The organism is Spirochaeta isovalerica, assembly GCF_014207565.1.
Lineage (GTDB): Bacteria > Spirochaetota > Spirochaetia > DSM-2461 > DSM-2461 > Spirochaeta_F > Spirochaeta_F isovalerica.
This window is the reverse complement of record NZ_JACHGJ010000007.1, coordinates 80,874-94,814: the sequence shown is the minus strand read 5'-3', so window position 1 is coordinate 94,814 and position 13,941 is coordinate 80,874. Positions and strand designations below refer to the sequence as shown.

The window sequence follows — 13,941 nt, the reverse complement described above, 5'->3', positions numbered from 1 at the left end:
GGTGAAAAAGAGAGGTTTTTTATGTTTACCGTACTGGAAAAAAACAAAAAGACATTCCTGCTCGTGCAGAAATACATAAATCAGTTGAACGAAAACTCCTGTTCCTGTATCAACCTGGATAATCACATTCAGATGGAGGAAATTCGCCAGTGGCTGGAAAGCCTGGCATCAGATGACCGCGATACCGAAGCTGTTTCGCAGTGGATCCGCGATAATGGCAAATCATTTCGTGATTATCTAAATACTATAAAACTCATTTATACGATCTGGTTCTGTTCGCGCGATCATTCCCAGCCGCTCAGCTGGGAGGACTTCTGCATCATAGGTGATAATCTGAATATTTTAAAAAATACATGTCTCGACAGTATTTATTAATCATGATACTACTGAAAATATGAGTGTAAAACGTGTTATGTTCGTCTGTCTGGGAAATATATGCCGATCCCCCCTGGCCCATGCTGTTTTTCAGGAAATCGTTAATCAAAGAGGGTTGACTGATCAATACGAAATTCAGTCTTCGGGAACCTGTGCCTATCATGTCGGCGAGCCATCGGACAGCCGTATGAAGAAAACAGCTCTGGACCATGGTGTGAAAATCAAACACCGCGCGCGACAGATTTTCCGCTACGATCTGGAAGACTACGATTACATTTTTGCCATGGATCACAATAATTTCAATAATCTGAAACGGCTGACGGCCAATGAAGGTCTGCTGGCCCGGATCAGGATGTTCCGGGATTACGATCCCGAAGGTCCGGGAGATGTTCCCGATCCCTATTACGGCGGTCAGGAAGGGTTCGAAAATGTTTTTACTATCGTCCAGAGAACCTGCGATCATATTCTCGATCTGATGGAGTCAGGAGAGCTCTGATGCCTGTCGGGGAGTATCCCTCTCTTTCCGCCGCTGTGGAAGATCTATTCCCCGGCGATAAGCTTGCAGGCCGCGCTCCCGGTGGTGGAGGCGGCTGTATCAATTCCGTTTCGAAAATAATCCTGAAGAGCGGTAAAGTCCTCTTTCTAAAGGAAAATGACCGGGCTCCCTCATCGATGTTCCGCGAGGAGGCCAGAGGGCTGCAATCTCTGAATGATGCCTTTCCCCTGAAAGTACCCGCGCCTCTGGCTCTGGGAAGAGAAAAGGCTTCCTCTTTTCTTCTGTTGGAATATGTAATGAGCGGATCGAAGGGATCCGGTTTCTGGGGGCGCTTCGGACGGGCCCTGGCTCAAATGCACAGACAGGGGAAAGGAGAGAGCTTCGGTTACGATAGCGATAACTTTATCGGTTCCACTCCCCAGATCAATGACAGAATGAGCCGGTGGACTGATTTCTTTGCGGAAAAGAGGCTGATGTTCCAGATTGAACTGGCCCGTTCCTCCCGCCTGGCCGACAGCTCAATGAGCCGCGGCGTCCTGTCTATCTGCCGGCGCATCGGCGATCTTCTCCCCGAACCGGATTATCCTTCGCTGCTTCACGGCGATTTGTGGTCGGGGAATTTTATGGTGGATGACAGAGGGGAGGCCGTTTTAATCGATCCCGCGGTTTATTATGGTCATCGGGAAGCGGATCTGGCAATGACGGAGTTATTCGGAGGCTATAACCGGGAATTCTACCGGGCTTACGAAGAAGAATTCCCCCTGGTTCCCGGCTACGGGGAAAGAAGAGATCTCTACAATCTCTACCATATGCTCAATCATCTGAATCTCTTCGGTTCCTCTTACAGCGGATCGGTTCGGTCTATTATTTCCCGTTATTCCTGAGTATCGAGTTCCGAAAGCTGTTCTTCAACGGTTTCCCATTGCCGGCTGATTTTTTCCTGCTCTTCCTCGTTGGCTTTCATGGCATCGCTGACTTCTTTTGCCTTTTCCCCGTCGGAATAGATTTCCGGCGTGGCGAGTGAGGCGCTCAGTTCGGTGTGCTCCTCTTCCAATTCGGCCAGTCGACCCAGCAGTTCCTCTTCCTCCCGCTTCAGCCGGCGGATTTGTGCTTTGAGTTTCTTGTCCTCTTCCCGGGAGAGTTTGGCCGATTGTACGGGAGTGTCCTCATCGGCTTCTCTACCGCTGGCCGGAGCGTCGATTTCATCGGTTCCTTCGTTGGCCTTTTTCCATAGATAGTATTCGTAATTTCCCTGGTACAGCCTGTGTCCTTCCGATGTCAATTCCAGAACGTTCTCCGCCAGCTCTTCAATAAAGTAGCGATCGTGGGAAACGAAGATAACCGTACCGCTGTAGCTTTTCAGGGCATCGAGCAGCACATCTTTCGAATGAATGTCCAAATGGTTTGTCGGCTCATCGAGAATGAGAAGGTTGACCGGCCTCAGAAGAAGTTTAAGCAGGGCCAGACGGTTCTTTTCCCCTCCGCTCAGGACGGAAACGCTTTTGAAGATATCATCACCGGAAAAGAGAAAAGCACCGAGCATTCCCCTCAGGTTGGGGATCATCTCCGTGGGCGCATCGGATTCCAGCTCTTCCAGAACGGTATTGCTCTTGTCGAGAACTTCTTCCTGGTCCTGGGAGAAATATCCGATTTTCACATCGGTTCCCGGCGTCAGAGTTCCCTCAAAATCGGTATCGGTCCCGGAGAGGATTCTCAGAAGGGTTGATTTCCCCGCTCCGTTGAGACCTGTAATAACCAGTTTATCGCCCTTCTGTATAAGGTGGTCTATCCCTTTGAGAACCTCCCGGTCTCCGTAGGATTTCCGAATTCCTTCGAGAGTCAGCATCTTTTTGCCCGAATGGGGCGGCGCGGGAAAGGAGAAGTGTATCTTTTTCAGGTTTTCCGGGATTTCTATCCTCTCCATCCTCTCGAGCATATTCACTCTCGACTGGACGGCTGAAGCCTTTGTCGCCTGATAGCGGAAGCGCCTTATAAAATCTTCGTTCCGGGCTATCTCTTCCTGTTGTTTTTTATAGAGCTCGACGAGAGTTTTCAGTTCTTCTTTTCTCTTCTTCTCGTAGGAGCTGTAGTTGCCTTTGTAGATTTTCAAATCACCCAGAAAGAGTTCGGCCACTTCGTTCACAACGGCATCGAGAAAAAAGCGGTCGTGGGAAACAATCAGGATTCCCCCTTTAAAAGTGCCGAGAAAATCGCGGAGCCATTCCCTCGCTTCCAGGTCGAGGTAGTTGGTCGGTTCGTCCAGGAGGAGAATGTCGGGATTCTTTAACAGTTCCTTGGCCAGGGCTATGCGCATCTGCCAGCCCCCGGAGAACTGGGAACACTCCCTGTCCATATCTTCCATGGAAAAACCCAGTCCCTGAAGGATCCGTGTTATCTGCTCTTCCCGACCGTAGTAACCGCTTTCCAGAATCTGTTCCTGCAGCTCGTGGTGGCGGTGAAGGAGATTCTCGGCTCTTTTCCCCGTTTTGTGCTCCTGCAGTTCTTTTCCCAGCCGGTCGACGTCCTCCAGCATGGACCCGATCCAGCTGAAGGCTTTTTCCGCCTCGGCTTTCAGAGTCGAGCCCTTGTGTTCAATTCCCGACTGGGGAAGATAGGCAATTCTCGACTCTCTCGATGCGATCACCTTTCCGCCGTCACATTCCGATTCGCCGGAGATAATTTTCATAAGAGTCGTCTTGCCCGAACCGTTGGCTCCGGACAGGGCGATCCGGCTCCCGGTGGATATCATGAAATTGACATTTTTCAGGATATCCCTGTCGCCGAAAGCCAGTGAGATATTGTCGAGTTGTACAAAAGCCATGGGCTTACGATTCCTCTTCTTCCGCCGGTTTCTCGAATTCGAAATAGATGAGTACGGGATCGAAAAACTGGTCGGTCGTGACAATCCGGTTTTTGATATACCGGTCGGGAACGTAGATGAAGGAAACGCCTTTTTCCGTATAGGAATAGAGGAAATTCGCTTCAGATCCATTGCGGAAACTGAAGGTTATGACACCTTTATAGGTGTTTTTTATCAGTGTATCGGGGAACCGGCTGAATTCGATGCGCCCCTGGGGTTCCGATTGGGAGGAAATGATATTCCGGTTTATCAGCTCTTCAATATTATTCCAGATAAACCGCCCTGTATCGTCGATGATGTTGACCGACCCGTAATTGGCACTTGTGAAACGTTCGCCTTTTTCCATCAGTTCCGTAAGCAGAGCCTTTCTCCGCTCCAGTTCCGCCGAAACAATTTCATTCACGTTTTCGCTGAGCCGGACAAACGCTTCGTTGACATCCTTGCCGTCGTGCTTGTAGAAAACAGATGCCACCGAATCGGAGACGAGAGTCACCCGAAAGGATGTGCCTTCGAAGTCGTAACGCTTGGCTCCGAATTTTGTAATGTCGGTGTACTTCTCCGTGATATTTCTGTCCTGCAGGCGCAGGGTTATCTCTTTTTTCTCCGGGTCCACTTTCAAGGCGAAAGATTCTTTGAACCGGGTCAGATCGATAACGTTTTTCGTGATCATGTCGTTGTAGTAGGTGGGGCGCCAGACACCGTTGAGAAAAGTCTCGAGAAGCGTGTCTGTCGTGTCGTTGGCGTTTTCAATGACCATTCCCGTATCGTTCATGCTGTATACGACTAGCGTGGCCCCGTAAGCGTATCCGGCTACACCGTCTCCTGTGAGTATGTGATACCAGTAGTCATTGAGGTTTCCGACCGGGACGGGTTCTTCGCTTCGCCCTATGACTTTTATTTCCTGTCCCTGGCGGAGTTTGTAAACGCGGTTGTTCTGTTTGACAACCGGCTCATCTCTGACAACAAGACCGCCGGAACGCTCTGTATAGGTGTAGGTATTGATATAGGGTTTATAGGCTTCGGCATATTCTTCCGCCTCCTTCAGCCCTTCGAAGAACTCAATTCTCCAGGTGTCGATTTCCGTCGTCTCCTTTTCTCCGGGACGAGCTACGAAATAAGTGTGGCGGATTTTGGACTCTTCGTATATGTTTACGACCGTTCCGTTCTCCAGAACTGTTTCATCGGGTGTCCAGAGCACAACTCCGGAACCGATTTTTCTATTGCATGATGTAAGGGTCATTAATATGAGCAGCACTGTAGCCGCGTAAACTATTCTTTTCGACATAATACTACCGATTTTAGCGTTATTAGAGAAAGGAGGCAACCTGTTTCCCTTATGATTCGGGCCGGCTGCAGATAATCAGTACCCGTCCCTCGGCAAGAAGCTGCCTGTTGCGGTCACTGCTCAGGATCTGGCGGACCGCCCGTTCCGGAAGAATGATATCGGTGCTGTTCATTCCGAAATATCCTGTTGCCATGGTTCTCAGGGGAAAAGCGCCCACTCTGTCGCCGTAGAAAGTTCTGTCTCTGTCGTAGGAAAATCCGGCGGTTCCCCAACGGCGCAGGTAGTCCGGTTCCATTTTCGACATATCCAGAATCAGGTTAAGGTCCTCATCGAAAAGCCGGGGAAAGATAGAGGGATTGAGCGCGCTGCTGCGGTTTGTTCCCGATAGAGGCATCTCTTCGGCCGCGTATATCAGAATTCCTGTAAAATCCTCAGTCGGATAATACCGCAGGTCCCGTTTAACCTGATCCGCTTCGCTGCGCTCGATAAACAAAGAGGCTATATAGGGAAAAACCGGAATGTCGTACCGCACCGTAAGGGATTTCCGGTCTTCGGCGGCTGTGCTGAAAGTCTTGCCCACCAAATCGGGTAATTTGAGAAGATCGCCATAGAGCGACGTATTTTTCAGAATGGCCGAACCGATTGTGTCGAGAGAGCTGACGGGGATATCGGCGATGATCTCCGCGGTGAGAACAGGAGCCCTTTTGGAAATGAGTTTATCCATATCGTAACGGCTGGAAAGAGCTGTCCAGGCAGTCTCTGTCGAAGCTGTAATATCAATGGTGACTATGCCTTCCTCCCAGTCTATGAGTTTTTCCGCCGTAACCGATACGTCCTGCGCAAACAGACCGGATAGGGAGGCCAGGAAAAACATGAGGGCTGATGTAATAGCTAATCTGTTCATTCTCACTCCGTTAGGGGAACCATCAGTTTCATTCCGATGTTGAGTATGCCGTTTACCGGCAGTCTGTTTCTCGATGCGAGCAGCTCGGGAGTCGTTTCGAATCTCCCCGATATGGACCACAGCGAATCGCCTTCTCTCACCACATAAGTTCCCGTAAAATCAACTTCATCCCCCTTTTGCGAACCATAGGGAGGGACGTCAGCCAGAGCCGGAATAATCACTGTCTGACCGGCTCTGAGGAAACGGGGTGACAGATTCCTGTTGTACCGGTAGATAAGAGACAGGGGAACTTTGTAATGCCCGGATATTTCCGAAAGCGTATCTCCTGTTCTTATTGAATAGCGGTAAAACTCCATAAAGGCTTCATCGGAAGTTTCCAGTACTCTATTCAATGAATCGGCATGGGACGCCGGTATCTTCAATGCATATCCCGAATCGGCCGGAGGTGTGACATCATAAAGCAGTTCGGCGTTGCCCAGTCGAAGAGTCCCGTAGTCCATTCCCGTTTCGGCAGCCAGAAGCCGCAGATCCACAGAACGGTCCAGTTCTATCTTCTCCCATTCCAGCCGTTCTTCCCAGCCTGTGTCGAGGCCGTATCGTCCTCCGTATGAGCAGATTGTGGAAATGGCTATGAATTTCGGGAGATAGCGGTTTGTCTCGGCAGGCAGAAGCTGTTTGCCTGCGAGTTCCCAGTAATCTTCAATTCCGGTTGATGCCATAGTCCGGCGCAGACCGTTCAGGCCGCAATTGTAGGCGGCCAGGGCCAGATCCCAGTTTCCGGTTTTATCGTAATTGTAGATGAGTTTTTCCAGAGCGGCTTCGGTGGAGCGCCAGAAATCCCGTCTGTCGTCGCGCCACTGGTCCACTGTTATATCATAGGGCTCGATACTGTTGAGCATGAACTGCCAAAGGCCCGTCGCTCCGGAACGGGATACGGCATCGACGCGGTAAGCCGATTCCACAAGGGGTAGATAAACCAGTTCGGTCGGCAGACCTTTCTCTTTTATAGTCTCTTCAATATGGTTGCGGAAAGGTGCCGCCCGGTCGAGGGACCGCTGCAGGTAGGCCAGTCTCTCGGGAGTGCTGTATTCTTCTATGAATTTTTCGATTGTTTCATTGAAATCAAAAGGGTAGGAGAAAATGCGTTCGCTTCTCAAATCCCGTCTGACCGGCAGGGGCTCTTCGCTGTTTTCCCCATCAAGGGCGAGGAAAGATACGGTCTGCCTTGTTTCATGAGGCAGCTCGTGGCTGAAAAGAGGAAGCGCGGCCGCTGTCAGAATCAGAAAGTATCGCCGAAGTAAATGCCAGCCCATTCCCATCTCCCGTTTATTTCCGGATCGGCCGGATAGTCGATTTTCTTGAAATATAAATACCAGGTGGGGATACGGTAGGACCATCCCCAGGATCGCACAAAGGCTTCTTTTTCATTGGACATGGGGTCCAAAACGCTCCGGACCTGCACGTTCCGGTTGAAAAATGAAGGGATATCGATATTTGTATGGGTGAAAAGGTCCGTCTCATCCTGACTCCAGCTCATGGTAAAGAACTTTTCCGACTGATAGCGGCGGAGAGTCTCGGCTTTTTTGTTGTAAACCGCCCAGCGGATACTGGCCAGGAGGTCCATCAGGTTATCTCTCGTCCAGGATTTATCGGAGCGCTGAAAACGAAGCAGGTTTGTCAATCTGATCCGGGCCTGGGGATCTCCGGCGATTTCCGTTTCGGGAGATTCGAGAAAATCTTCATAAGCCGCGAATGCTTCGTCCCAGAAGCCCAGCTTCTCGTAACTTTTTCCCAGATAGTAGTATATCTGTCCCCTGTCGACTTCGGCGGGAAAGCGGTTGAGTAATTCGTTGAAAGAGCGAACCCTTTCCTCGTAATCGTCAGAGTGAAAAGCCAGCTCTTCCAGAACCACCTGATGTATGGACCGGCCGCCGATTCTCAAATCGGGATAGTTTACCAGAATCCTGCGAAAATAAGTTTCCGCAACTTTCCGGGCATCTCTGCCGCTGTAGTTCTGAGCTATATTGAGAAGATAAAAAGCCGTGTACGGGTCATTCGGGTGGTCGCCCATATAATCGATGAGAAAAAGATTCATCTTTTCCAGCTCGTCCATGGAGCGATATTCCGAAATGATCCGGTTGACGATTATAAAGTGCTGTTCCTGATGATAGGGATTCTGGTGATCGACTTCTTCGATCAGCGAGAAAAGGCGCACCAGTTCTTTGTCTTTTCCCGTACCCAGATAGATGCTGAATTCTCCAGGTGTGCAACTGAAAAAAAGAGGTGCCGCCAGCGTAAAAAATAAAAATAGTCTGTTCCGGAATAATTGAATCATCATAGCTTTTTCTCCGGTGATCTTATCATGGAGTCAGCTTTGAATACCAGAGAATTAGCGCAGATTTTAATCAATATACCTTCTGTCGGAGGGGAACGGACCAAAAAGATTATCGAAACATACAGGGGAGGTCGTCTATCCTGTCATATCAACAGTCTCTATCCTTTTTTGAATATTAATGTCGGGGTCATGGATAAGGCCCGGCGTCTCGCAGAACGGGAAAGTGATCTTGCCTCCACTAAGGGGATAACCATTCTGTCATGGCGGGACAGCCTTTACCCCCGGCGGTTGCTGGCTATCGGAGACTATCCGCCTCTTCTCTATCTCATAGGAAGCGTTCCGGTTCTGACCGGACCTTTGACGGCCGCTTTGATCGGCAGCAGAAATGCAAGCCGACGGATTCTGAAGCTGACAGCGCTGATCGGTGAGATTCTGGTCTCCAGAGGCTTTACCATTGTAAGCGGACTGGCTTCCGGGTGCGATACGGCAGCCCATCTGGCGGCTCTGAAGAGAACTCGACCCACTATAGCGGTTATGCCCGCTGGCCCGGATTATATCTATCCCCGGGAGAATGACTTCCTCTACAGAAAAATGATGGAAAAGAAAGGACTTTTTCTGTCTGAATACGGTCCGGGAGTTCCCCCCGCTCCCTATCGTTTTGTCAGGAGGGACAGGCTTCAGAGCGGACTTTCTCAGTTCGTCGTGCTCATGGCTTCGCCTCCGGCCGGCGGGGCCATGCACACGGCTGCGGCAGCCGTGGAACAGAACCGGCCCCTGTTCGTCTATGATCCGGGAGATTTTTCCCGCGGGGAACTGGGAAACCGGCATCTTATCAATAGCGGAGCGGGGATTCCCTTTCATACGCCCGAAGAGTTCATCCGCCTTATATCCGGGCTGCCCGATGCTTATTGCCAGACCATGTCAGATCAGCTACTATTCTCTCATGAATAAAAAGCTGCTGTTGATTCTCTTTGCTCTTCTCTCTGTTTCAAATCTTACAGCATTTGATACTTCCGACGGAGAATCCTTTCTCGGACTGACAATTGAAAATCTTTTTCAGGCTCAGGCCGTCCCCCTGGATATCCGGCCCCAGCGGGGTGTTGAAGAGGATGAAGACAACGTTGTTTTTTTCTACGGAAGCGGGTTTTCATTATTTCTCTTCAAAAACCGTGTGTGGCAGGTCAGGTATGACAGAAGAGCAACCCTCCTTCCCTATGATTTGACAATAGGGGAATCGAGGCGTTCGATCCTCTCCCGTTTCCTGGAGAGGGAGCTTGTACCTCTTGTCTCAGGCGATGATCATGTGACTTTTCAGCTGCGCGATTCTCCCTGGCCAATTCGGATGTCACTGTATTTTGACAGTGATTCTCTTGACGATCTCTATATATACCGATCTGATTTCTAAGGGTGTGACAATGGCAAAAATCTGTTTGGTGCTTACAGCCCCTACTATGGAAGAAAACCGGCGGATTCTGGAAAGGAACCTGTCTCTTGTGGATATGGTGGAGCTGAGGACCGATCTGCTGGAGGAAAGCCAGTATTCTCTCGTCCCTTCTTTTCCCGGTCAGTCAGGCGTTCCTGTCGTGCTGACATGCCGGAAGAACTGCGACGGCGGTAACTGGACCGGCGCCGAAGAGGAGAGGATGGCCCTGCTGGAGCTGTGGCTGGACGGAGGCTTTGCATTTATCGATATTGAGATGGATGTGGAACCGGGCCCGCTGTCCGGTAAAGCCGCGGCCATGAATACGGAAATAATCCGGTCATTTCACGATTTTGACGGAGTTCCGGAAGACCTTGTGGAAACTATGAACCGCTTTGATGGAGTCATGGCCAAGGGGGCCGTCTATCCCCGGAGCAGTGAGGACCTGTTTCGTCTCATCGAGGCGGCGCAACAGTTGAAAAAAGAAAGAAAATCGCCCTTTATACTACTCGGAATGGGAAATTTCGGATTTCCCACCCGCATTCTGGCAGAAAAGATCGGTTCTTTTCTGACCTTCTGTTCCGACAGCGAAGCTCCCAGCGGCGCTCCCGGGCATTGTACGGCTCTGGATCTGAACAGCATCTACCGCTTCAGAAAAATCAGCGGAAAAACAGTAATCAACAGCATTATCGGTAACCCCGTCAGCCAATCGCGCTCGCCTCATCTTCACAATGGCTGGTATGAGAAAGAGGGGCTGGATGCCGTCTATGTCCCATTCCTCACCGATTCTCCCCAATGGTTTATGAAAACGGCTGAGCTTCTGGAGATAAACGGCTCCTCCGTAACTGTTCCTTTTAAAAGCGACATCATCCCCCTTGTTGATACAACAGATAAAGCTGTCGATGCTATCGGAGCCTCCAATACAATCTACCGCGATGGTTCCGGGCAATGGTCGGCAACCAATACGGATGCCTACGGTTTGATCAAGCCTCTGCTGGACACTCTGGGTATTGCTGATTTGAAAGGACGGAAAGCCGCCGTTATCGGGGCGGGAGGAGCCGCAAGGGCTGCCGTTTTTGCACTTCAGGATAAAGGGGCGCAAGTTGCTGTTTTCAACAGAACATTAAGCCGCGCAGAGGATCTGGCCGATCAATTCGGCTGCGTCGCTTACGGATTAGGACCTGAATATGCTGCAGCCCTCAGAGAGTACAGCTCTATCATCGTACAGACCAGCAGCGCGGGAATGCCACCTCTTGAAGATGTTGATCCCGTTGCCTTTTACAGTTTTGACGGAACAGAAGTTGTTTACGATATTATCTACAAGCCCGAAGTGACCAGAATGATGGCCCGGGCGAAAGAGGCGGGGTGCCGCGTATTAGGCGGTTTCACCATGCTTGAGGAACAGGCTGTCCTTCAGTTTGAGATATTTCACGACGGTAAACTTAAATAGAATTCCGTTCCTTCTCTCTCCGTCGAAGTGAAACCGATCCTGCCTCCGAGAACTTTTTCCCCGAAAAGCTTCATCGAATAGGTTCCGAGACCTCTGCCTGTCCGGCTTTTCGTGCTGAAATTTCTCTGGAATATCCGCAATTGAACGTCCTCGGGTATAAAACCGGGGTTCCGTACGGTAATTTTTACTATGTCTTCATCGCGATGGGCCTTAAGGGAGATCGTATCACCTTCCCCGGTAGCTTCGAGAGCATTGTTTATCATATTGGAGATAATGCGGATCAGGAGCGCTTCGTCGCTTTTGATATTTCCGACTGATGGAGCCGCGCTGTAGACAATGGTTGTCCCCTGGCTTTCTGCTTTTTCCCTGAAAATATTATTCAATTTTTCAAAAGTATCGGTCAGAAAGAGGGGATATAGAGTTTTTTTGTAATAATCGAGATTGTTTCCCATAAGGCAGCGCTGGATTTCAACTTCTTTCACCAGCACATTGGTCGTGCTGTAGATGGAGTCGATGACCTGATCGGATCTGATGCCTTTCGAAAGCATATAGGCGCTTGTGGACAAGCCTCCCAGAATGTTGTTGAAATCGTGGAAGAATGTCTTTTCTAGCATTTTCCTCTGCTGATCTTTGGTTATGTCATTGAGGAAGAGCAAATAGAATTTTCTGTTTTCCAGATAAAAGGGCTCACACTTCACATGAAAAAACAGATCCTTCCTTTCTCCGTTTTCCTCAAGCTCGAGAGCGCATTCTCTTTCAATAGGCTCATCGCTGGCTATGGCAGTCGTTATGGCCAGGGCGGCTCCGCAGGACCGGCAGTGACGCGACGTTCCGCATCCGCCTTCCATTTCCGTGGAATGTATGCACTTCAGCGACTCTCCGATCCTCAAGCCGAGTATGGATTCGGCTGGAATCCTGTTCAGGTAACTGAGATAATGATCATTGAGCGCAATTATCTGACGGTTTCCATCGAGTACGGCAAAAAGGCAATTAATACTCTTAATGAAGACCTGCATCAGCGCAGAGCCGCTGAGCGCTTTGATTTCCTCTGCCAGTTCCCGGTCTCTGGTTCTTTCCGGTGTAGCGAAGCATGTTTCCATATTCAAATACAACTCATCTAAATTACATAGACATGAAAAAACTAATGGCTATAACTGCAACCATCAGTCCGCAAAAGCCCAGAAATCCGGCTATGCCTGCAAATATTTTCTCTTTTTTTGTCATTGCCATTCCAATTCTCCCTCATGAAACTATATCCAATAGAAGCCCGTCCGTAAAGAGTCGGCTGGCCGATGCGGAAATGCTTGACATCGGTAATTTTATGGCTTAGCTTTTAATATGAAAAATTGAATATACTGTGGTTTAAGATTTATTGAAGAAGCTTCGGCTACCGAAGGAGCAAGATGGGGATCGGCTTGAATCCCTGTTGAATCTCTCAGGTCAGGAACAGTAAATCCTACACATCCCTGGAGAGAGGAATCCTCTGAGATTCCCATCGAAGAAGCAACCCTCAGGGGGAATCTTTCAGATAAAAGGACAGGGCACAAAAGCGCTTAGCTTTTTTGTGCCCTGTCCTTTTCTTTTGTTAAGGAGATGACCGGATTTCAAGGTGCTTTTGTGCATTATATATAGAATTTTTCATTTATTGGTTCATGACCTATACTAATTGTGAAAGGGGATAAGAAATGGATTTAAAAAGAACCCGATTATACGATTGGCATCAGAAGAATGATGCAACGATAGTGCCTTTCGCCGGATGGGAGCTGCCTATTCAGTATGCTCCCGGTCCCATAGCCGAACATAAAGCCGTCCGCGAGACCGCCGGACTATTCGACATCGACCATATGGGCCAGATTCTCGTTGAAGGTGAGGAAGCGACGGATTTCCTCAACTATCTCGTAACGGCCGACCTGACAAAACTCGAGCCGTGGAATTCTACCTACTCTCTCATGTGTCTGCCTTCCGGGGGTGTAATTGATGACCTCTTCGTGTATCGCAAAGGAGACGGGAAGGGGTGGATGGTTGTTGTCAACGCGTCCAACCTGGAAAAAGATTATCAGTGGATTCTGAAGCAGAGCGAAGGGAAAAAAGTGTCGGTTACCGATATATCCGAAGAGACCTACATGATTGCTTTTCAGGGCCCTAAAGCCATTGAAGTCATGGATTCCCTGACCGATGGGCGGACCGGAAAAATCGAGCGCTTTTCCTCCGGAGAGGATAATCTTTTCGGTGTAAAGGTGCTTATCGGAAGAACCGGATATACCGGAGAAGACGGGGTGGAGCTCTTCTATCCCGCGGATCAGGCGGAAAAGGTCTGGCAGGGTATCATCGATCACGGGAAAGAGATCGGAATAGAGGTTCTTCCCATCGGCCTGGCAGCCAGGGACAGCCTCCGCTTCGAGCCGGGATTTCCCCTTTACGGGCATGAGCTTAATGAAGAGAAAACGCCGGCGGAAGGTCTTCTGAAATGGGCCTGTGCTTTTGATAAAGATTTTATCGGCAAGGATGCCATTGTAAAACAGATCGACGAAGGTCTGCCTTCAAAGCTTATATCCTTCGAACTGACCGATAAAGGTGTTCCCAGAGAGGAGTACACGGTTCTGTCTCCCGAAGGAGAGGAAATCGGTTACGTGGCTACGGGATTGTACGCGCCCTGGGTTGATAAATATTGCGGGAATGCCTATGTGAAGCCTGAATTTGCCAAAGTCGGAACGGAAATTCTCATTCAGATACGTAAGAAAACAAAGAAAGCCGTTGTTATAAAGCGGCCCTTATACAGACCTTCATACAGATAAAAAAGATAGAGAGAGGAGAAA

Annotated in this window: 13 protein-coding genes and 1 riboswitch; of the genes, 7 read left to right on the top strand and 6 right to left on the bottom strand. The window is 49.6% G+C overall.

Annotated features, from left to right (window positions below):
* Window positions 1–21 precede the first annotated feature (21 nt).
* The 3 genes from HNR50_RS16370 to HNR50_RS16360 are packed head-to-tail and all read left to right on the top strand — an operon-like array spanning window position 22 to window position 1,755.
* Window positions 22–375: a hypothetical protein gene (locus HNR50_RS16370; RefSeq protein WP_184747869.1), complete on the top strand. Its 354-nt coding sequence runs from the start codon at window positions 22–24 to the stop codon at window positions 373–375.
* A 19-nt stretch (window positions 376–394) separates the two neighbouring features.
* A complete protein-coding gene (locus HNR50_RS16365) occupies window positions 395–871 on the top strand; it encodes a low molecular weight protein-tyrosine-phosphatase (protein ID WP_184747868.1) in 477 nt (158 codons plus the stop codon).
* The gene (locus HNR50_RS16360; RefSeq protein ID WP_184747867.1) at window positions 871–1,755 is read left to right on the top strand and encodes a fructosamine kinase family protein; all 885 of its coding nucleotides are present in this window, start codon (window positions 871–873) and stop codon (window positions 1,753–1,755) included. The genes HNR50_RS16365 and HNR50_RS16360 overlap by 1 nt, the downstream gene beginning before the upstream one ends.
* Here the strand turns inward: HNR50_RS16360 and HNR50_RS16355 are convergent.
* Genes HNR50_RS16355 through HNR50_RS16335 form a run of 5 tightly spaced genes read right to left on the bottom strand, consistent with a single transcriptional unit; the run spans window position 1,746 to window position 8,258 of the window.
* Window positions 1,746–3,692, bottom strand: coding sequence for an ABC-F family ATP-binding cassette domain-containing protein (locus tag HNR50_RS16355; RefSeq protein ID WP_184747866.1), 1,947 nt, complete (start codon window positions 3,690–3,692; stop codon window positions 1,746–1,748). The genes HNR50_RS16360 and HNR50_RS16355 overlap by 10 nt on opposite strands.
* 4 nt (window positions 3,693–3,696) lie before the next feature.
* Window positions 3,697–5,016, bottom strand: a complete 1,320-nt coding sequence (locus tag HNR50_RS16350; RefSeq protein WP_184747865.1) for an SH3 domain-containing protein — start codon at window positions 5,014–5,016, stop codon at window positions 3,697–3,699.
* Between the two features lie 49 nt (window positions 5,017–5,065).
* Window positions 5,066–5,920, bottom strand: a complete 855-nt coding sequence (locus HNR50_RS16345; protein ID WP_184747864.1) for a hypothetical protein — start codon at window positions 5,918–5,920, stop codon at window positions 5,066–5,068.
* 2 nt (window positions 5,921–5,922) lie between these two features.
* Window positions 5,923–7,233, bottom strand: a complete 1,311-nt coding sequence (locus HNR50_RS16340; protein ID WP_184747863.1) for a LysM peptidoglycan-binding domain-containing protein — start codon at window positions 7,231–7,233, stop codon at window positions 5,923–5,925.
* Window positions 7,200–8,258 carry a tetratricopeptide repeat protein gene (locus HNR50_RS16335; RefSeq protein ID WP_184747862.1) on the bottom strand — a complete coding sequence of 353 codons (1,059 nt, stop codon included), beginning with the start codon at window positions 8,256–8,258 and terminating at the stop codon, window positions 7,200–7,202. The genes HNR50_RS16340 and HNR50_RS16335 overlap by 34 nt, the downstream gene beginning before the upstream one ends.
* 36 nt (window positions 8,259–8,294) lie before the next feature.
* On the opposite strand from HNR50_RS16335, the gene HNR50_RS16330 reads away from it, so the two are divergent.
* The 3 genes from HNR50_RS16330 to HNR50_RS16320 are packed head-to-tail and all read left to right on the top strand — an operon-like array spanning window position 8,295 to window position 11,125.
* Entirely contained in the window at window positions 8,295–9,206 is a 912-nt protein-coding gene (locus HNR50_RS16330; protein WP_184747861.1) for a DNA-processing protein DprA, read from the top strand.
* Window positions 9,199–9,660, top strand: coding sequence for a hypothetical protein (locus HNR50_RS16325; RefSeq protein WP_184747860.1), 462 nt, complete (start codon window positions 9,199–9,201; stop codon window positions 9,658–9,660). The genes HNR50_RS16330 and HNR50_RS16325 overlap by 8 nt, the downstream gene beginning before the upstream one ends.
* Window positions 9,661–9,670: 10 nt before the next feature.
* Window positions 9,671–11,125 (top strand): type I 3-dehydroquinate dehydratase, encoded by a 1,455-nt coding sequence (locus tag HNR50_RS16320; protein WP_184747859.1) that lies wholly within the window; start codon window positions 9,671–9,673, stop codon window positions 11,123–11,125.
* Here HNR50_RS16320 and HNR50_RS16315 read toward each other — a convergent pair.
* On the bottom strand, window positions 11,104–12,225 hold the full coding sequence (locus HNR50_RS16315) for a sensor histidine kinase (protein ID WP_246434061.1): 1,122 nt from the start codon (window positions 12,223–12,225) through the stop codon (window positions 11,104–11,106). The two genes, HNR50_RS16320 and HNR50_RS16315, sit on opposite strands and share 22 nt — an antisense overlap.
* A gap of 356 nt (window positions 12,226–12,581) precedes the next feature.
* Window positions 12,582–12,675, top strand: a riboswitch (glycine riboswitch).
* A 135-nt stretch (window positions 12,676–12,810) separates the two neighbouring features.
* Here HNR50_RS16315 and gcvT point away from each other — a divergent pair.
* The gene (gene gcvT, locus HNR50_RS16310) at window positions 12,811–13,920 is read left to right on the top strand and encodes a glycine cleavage system aminomethyltransferase GcvT (protein ID WP_184747857.1); all 1,110 of its coding nucleotides are present in this window, start codon (window positions 12,811–12,813) and stop codon (window positions 13,918–13,920) included.
* The last annotated feature ends 21 nt before the right edge of the window (window positions 13,921–13,941 follow it).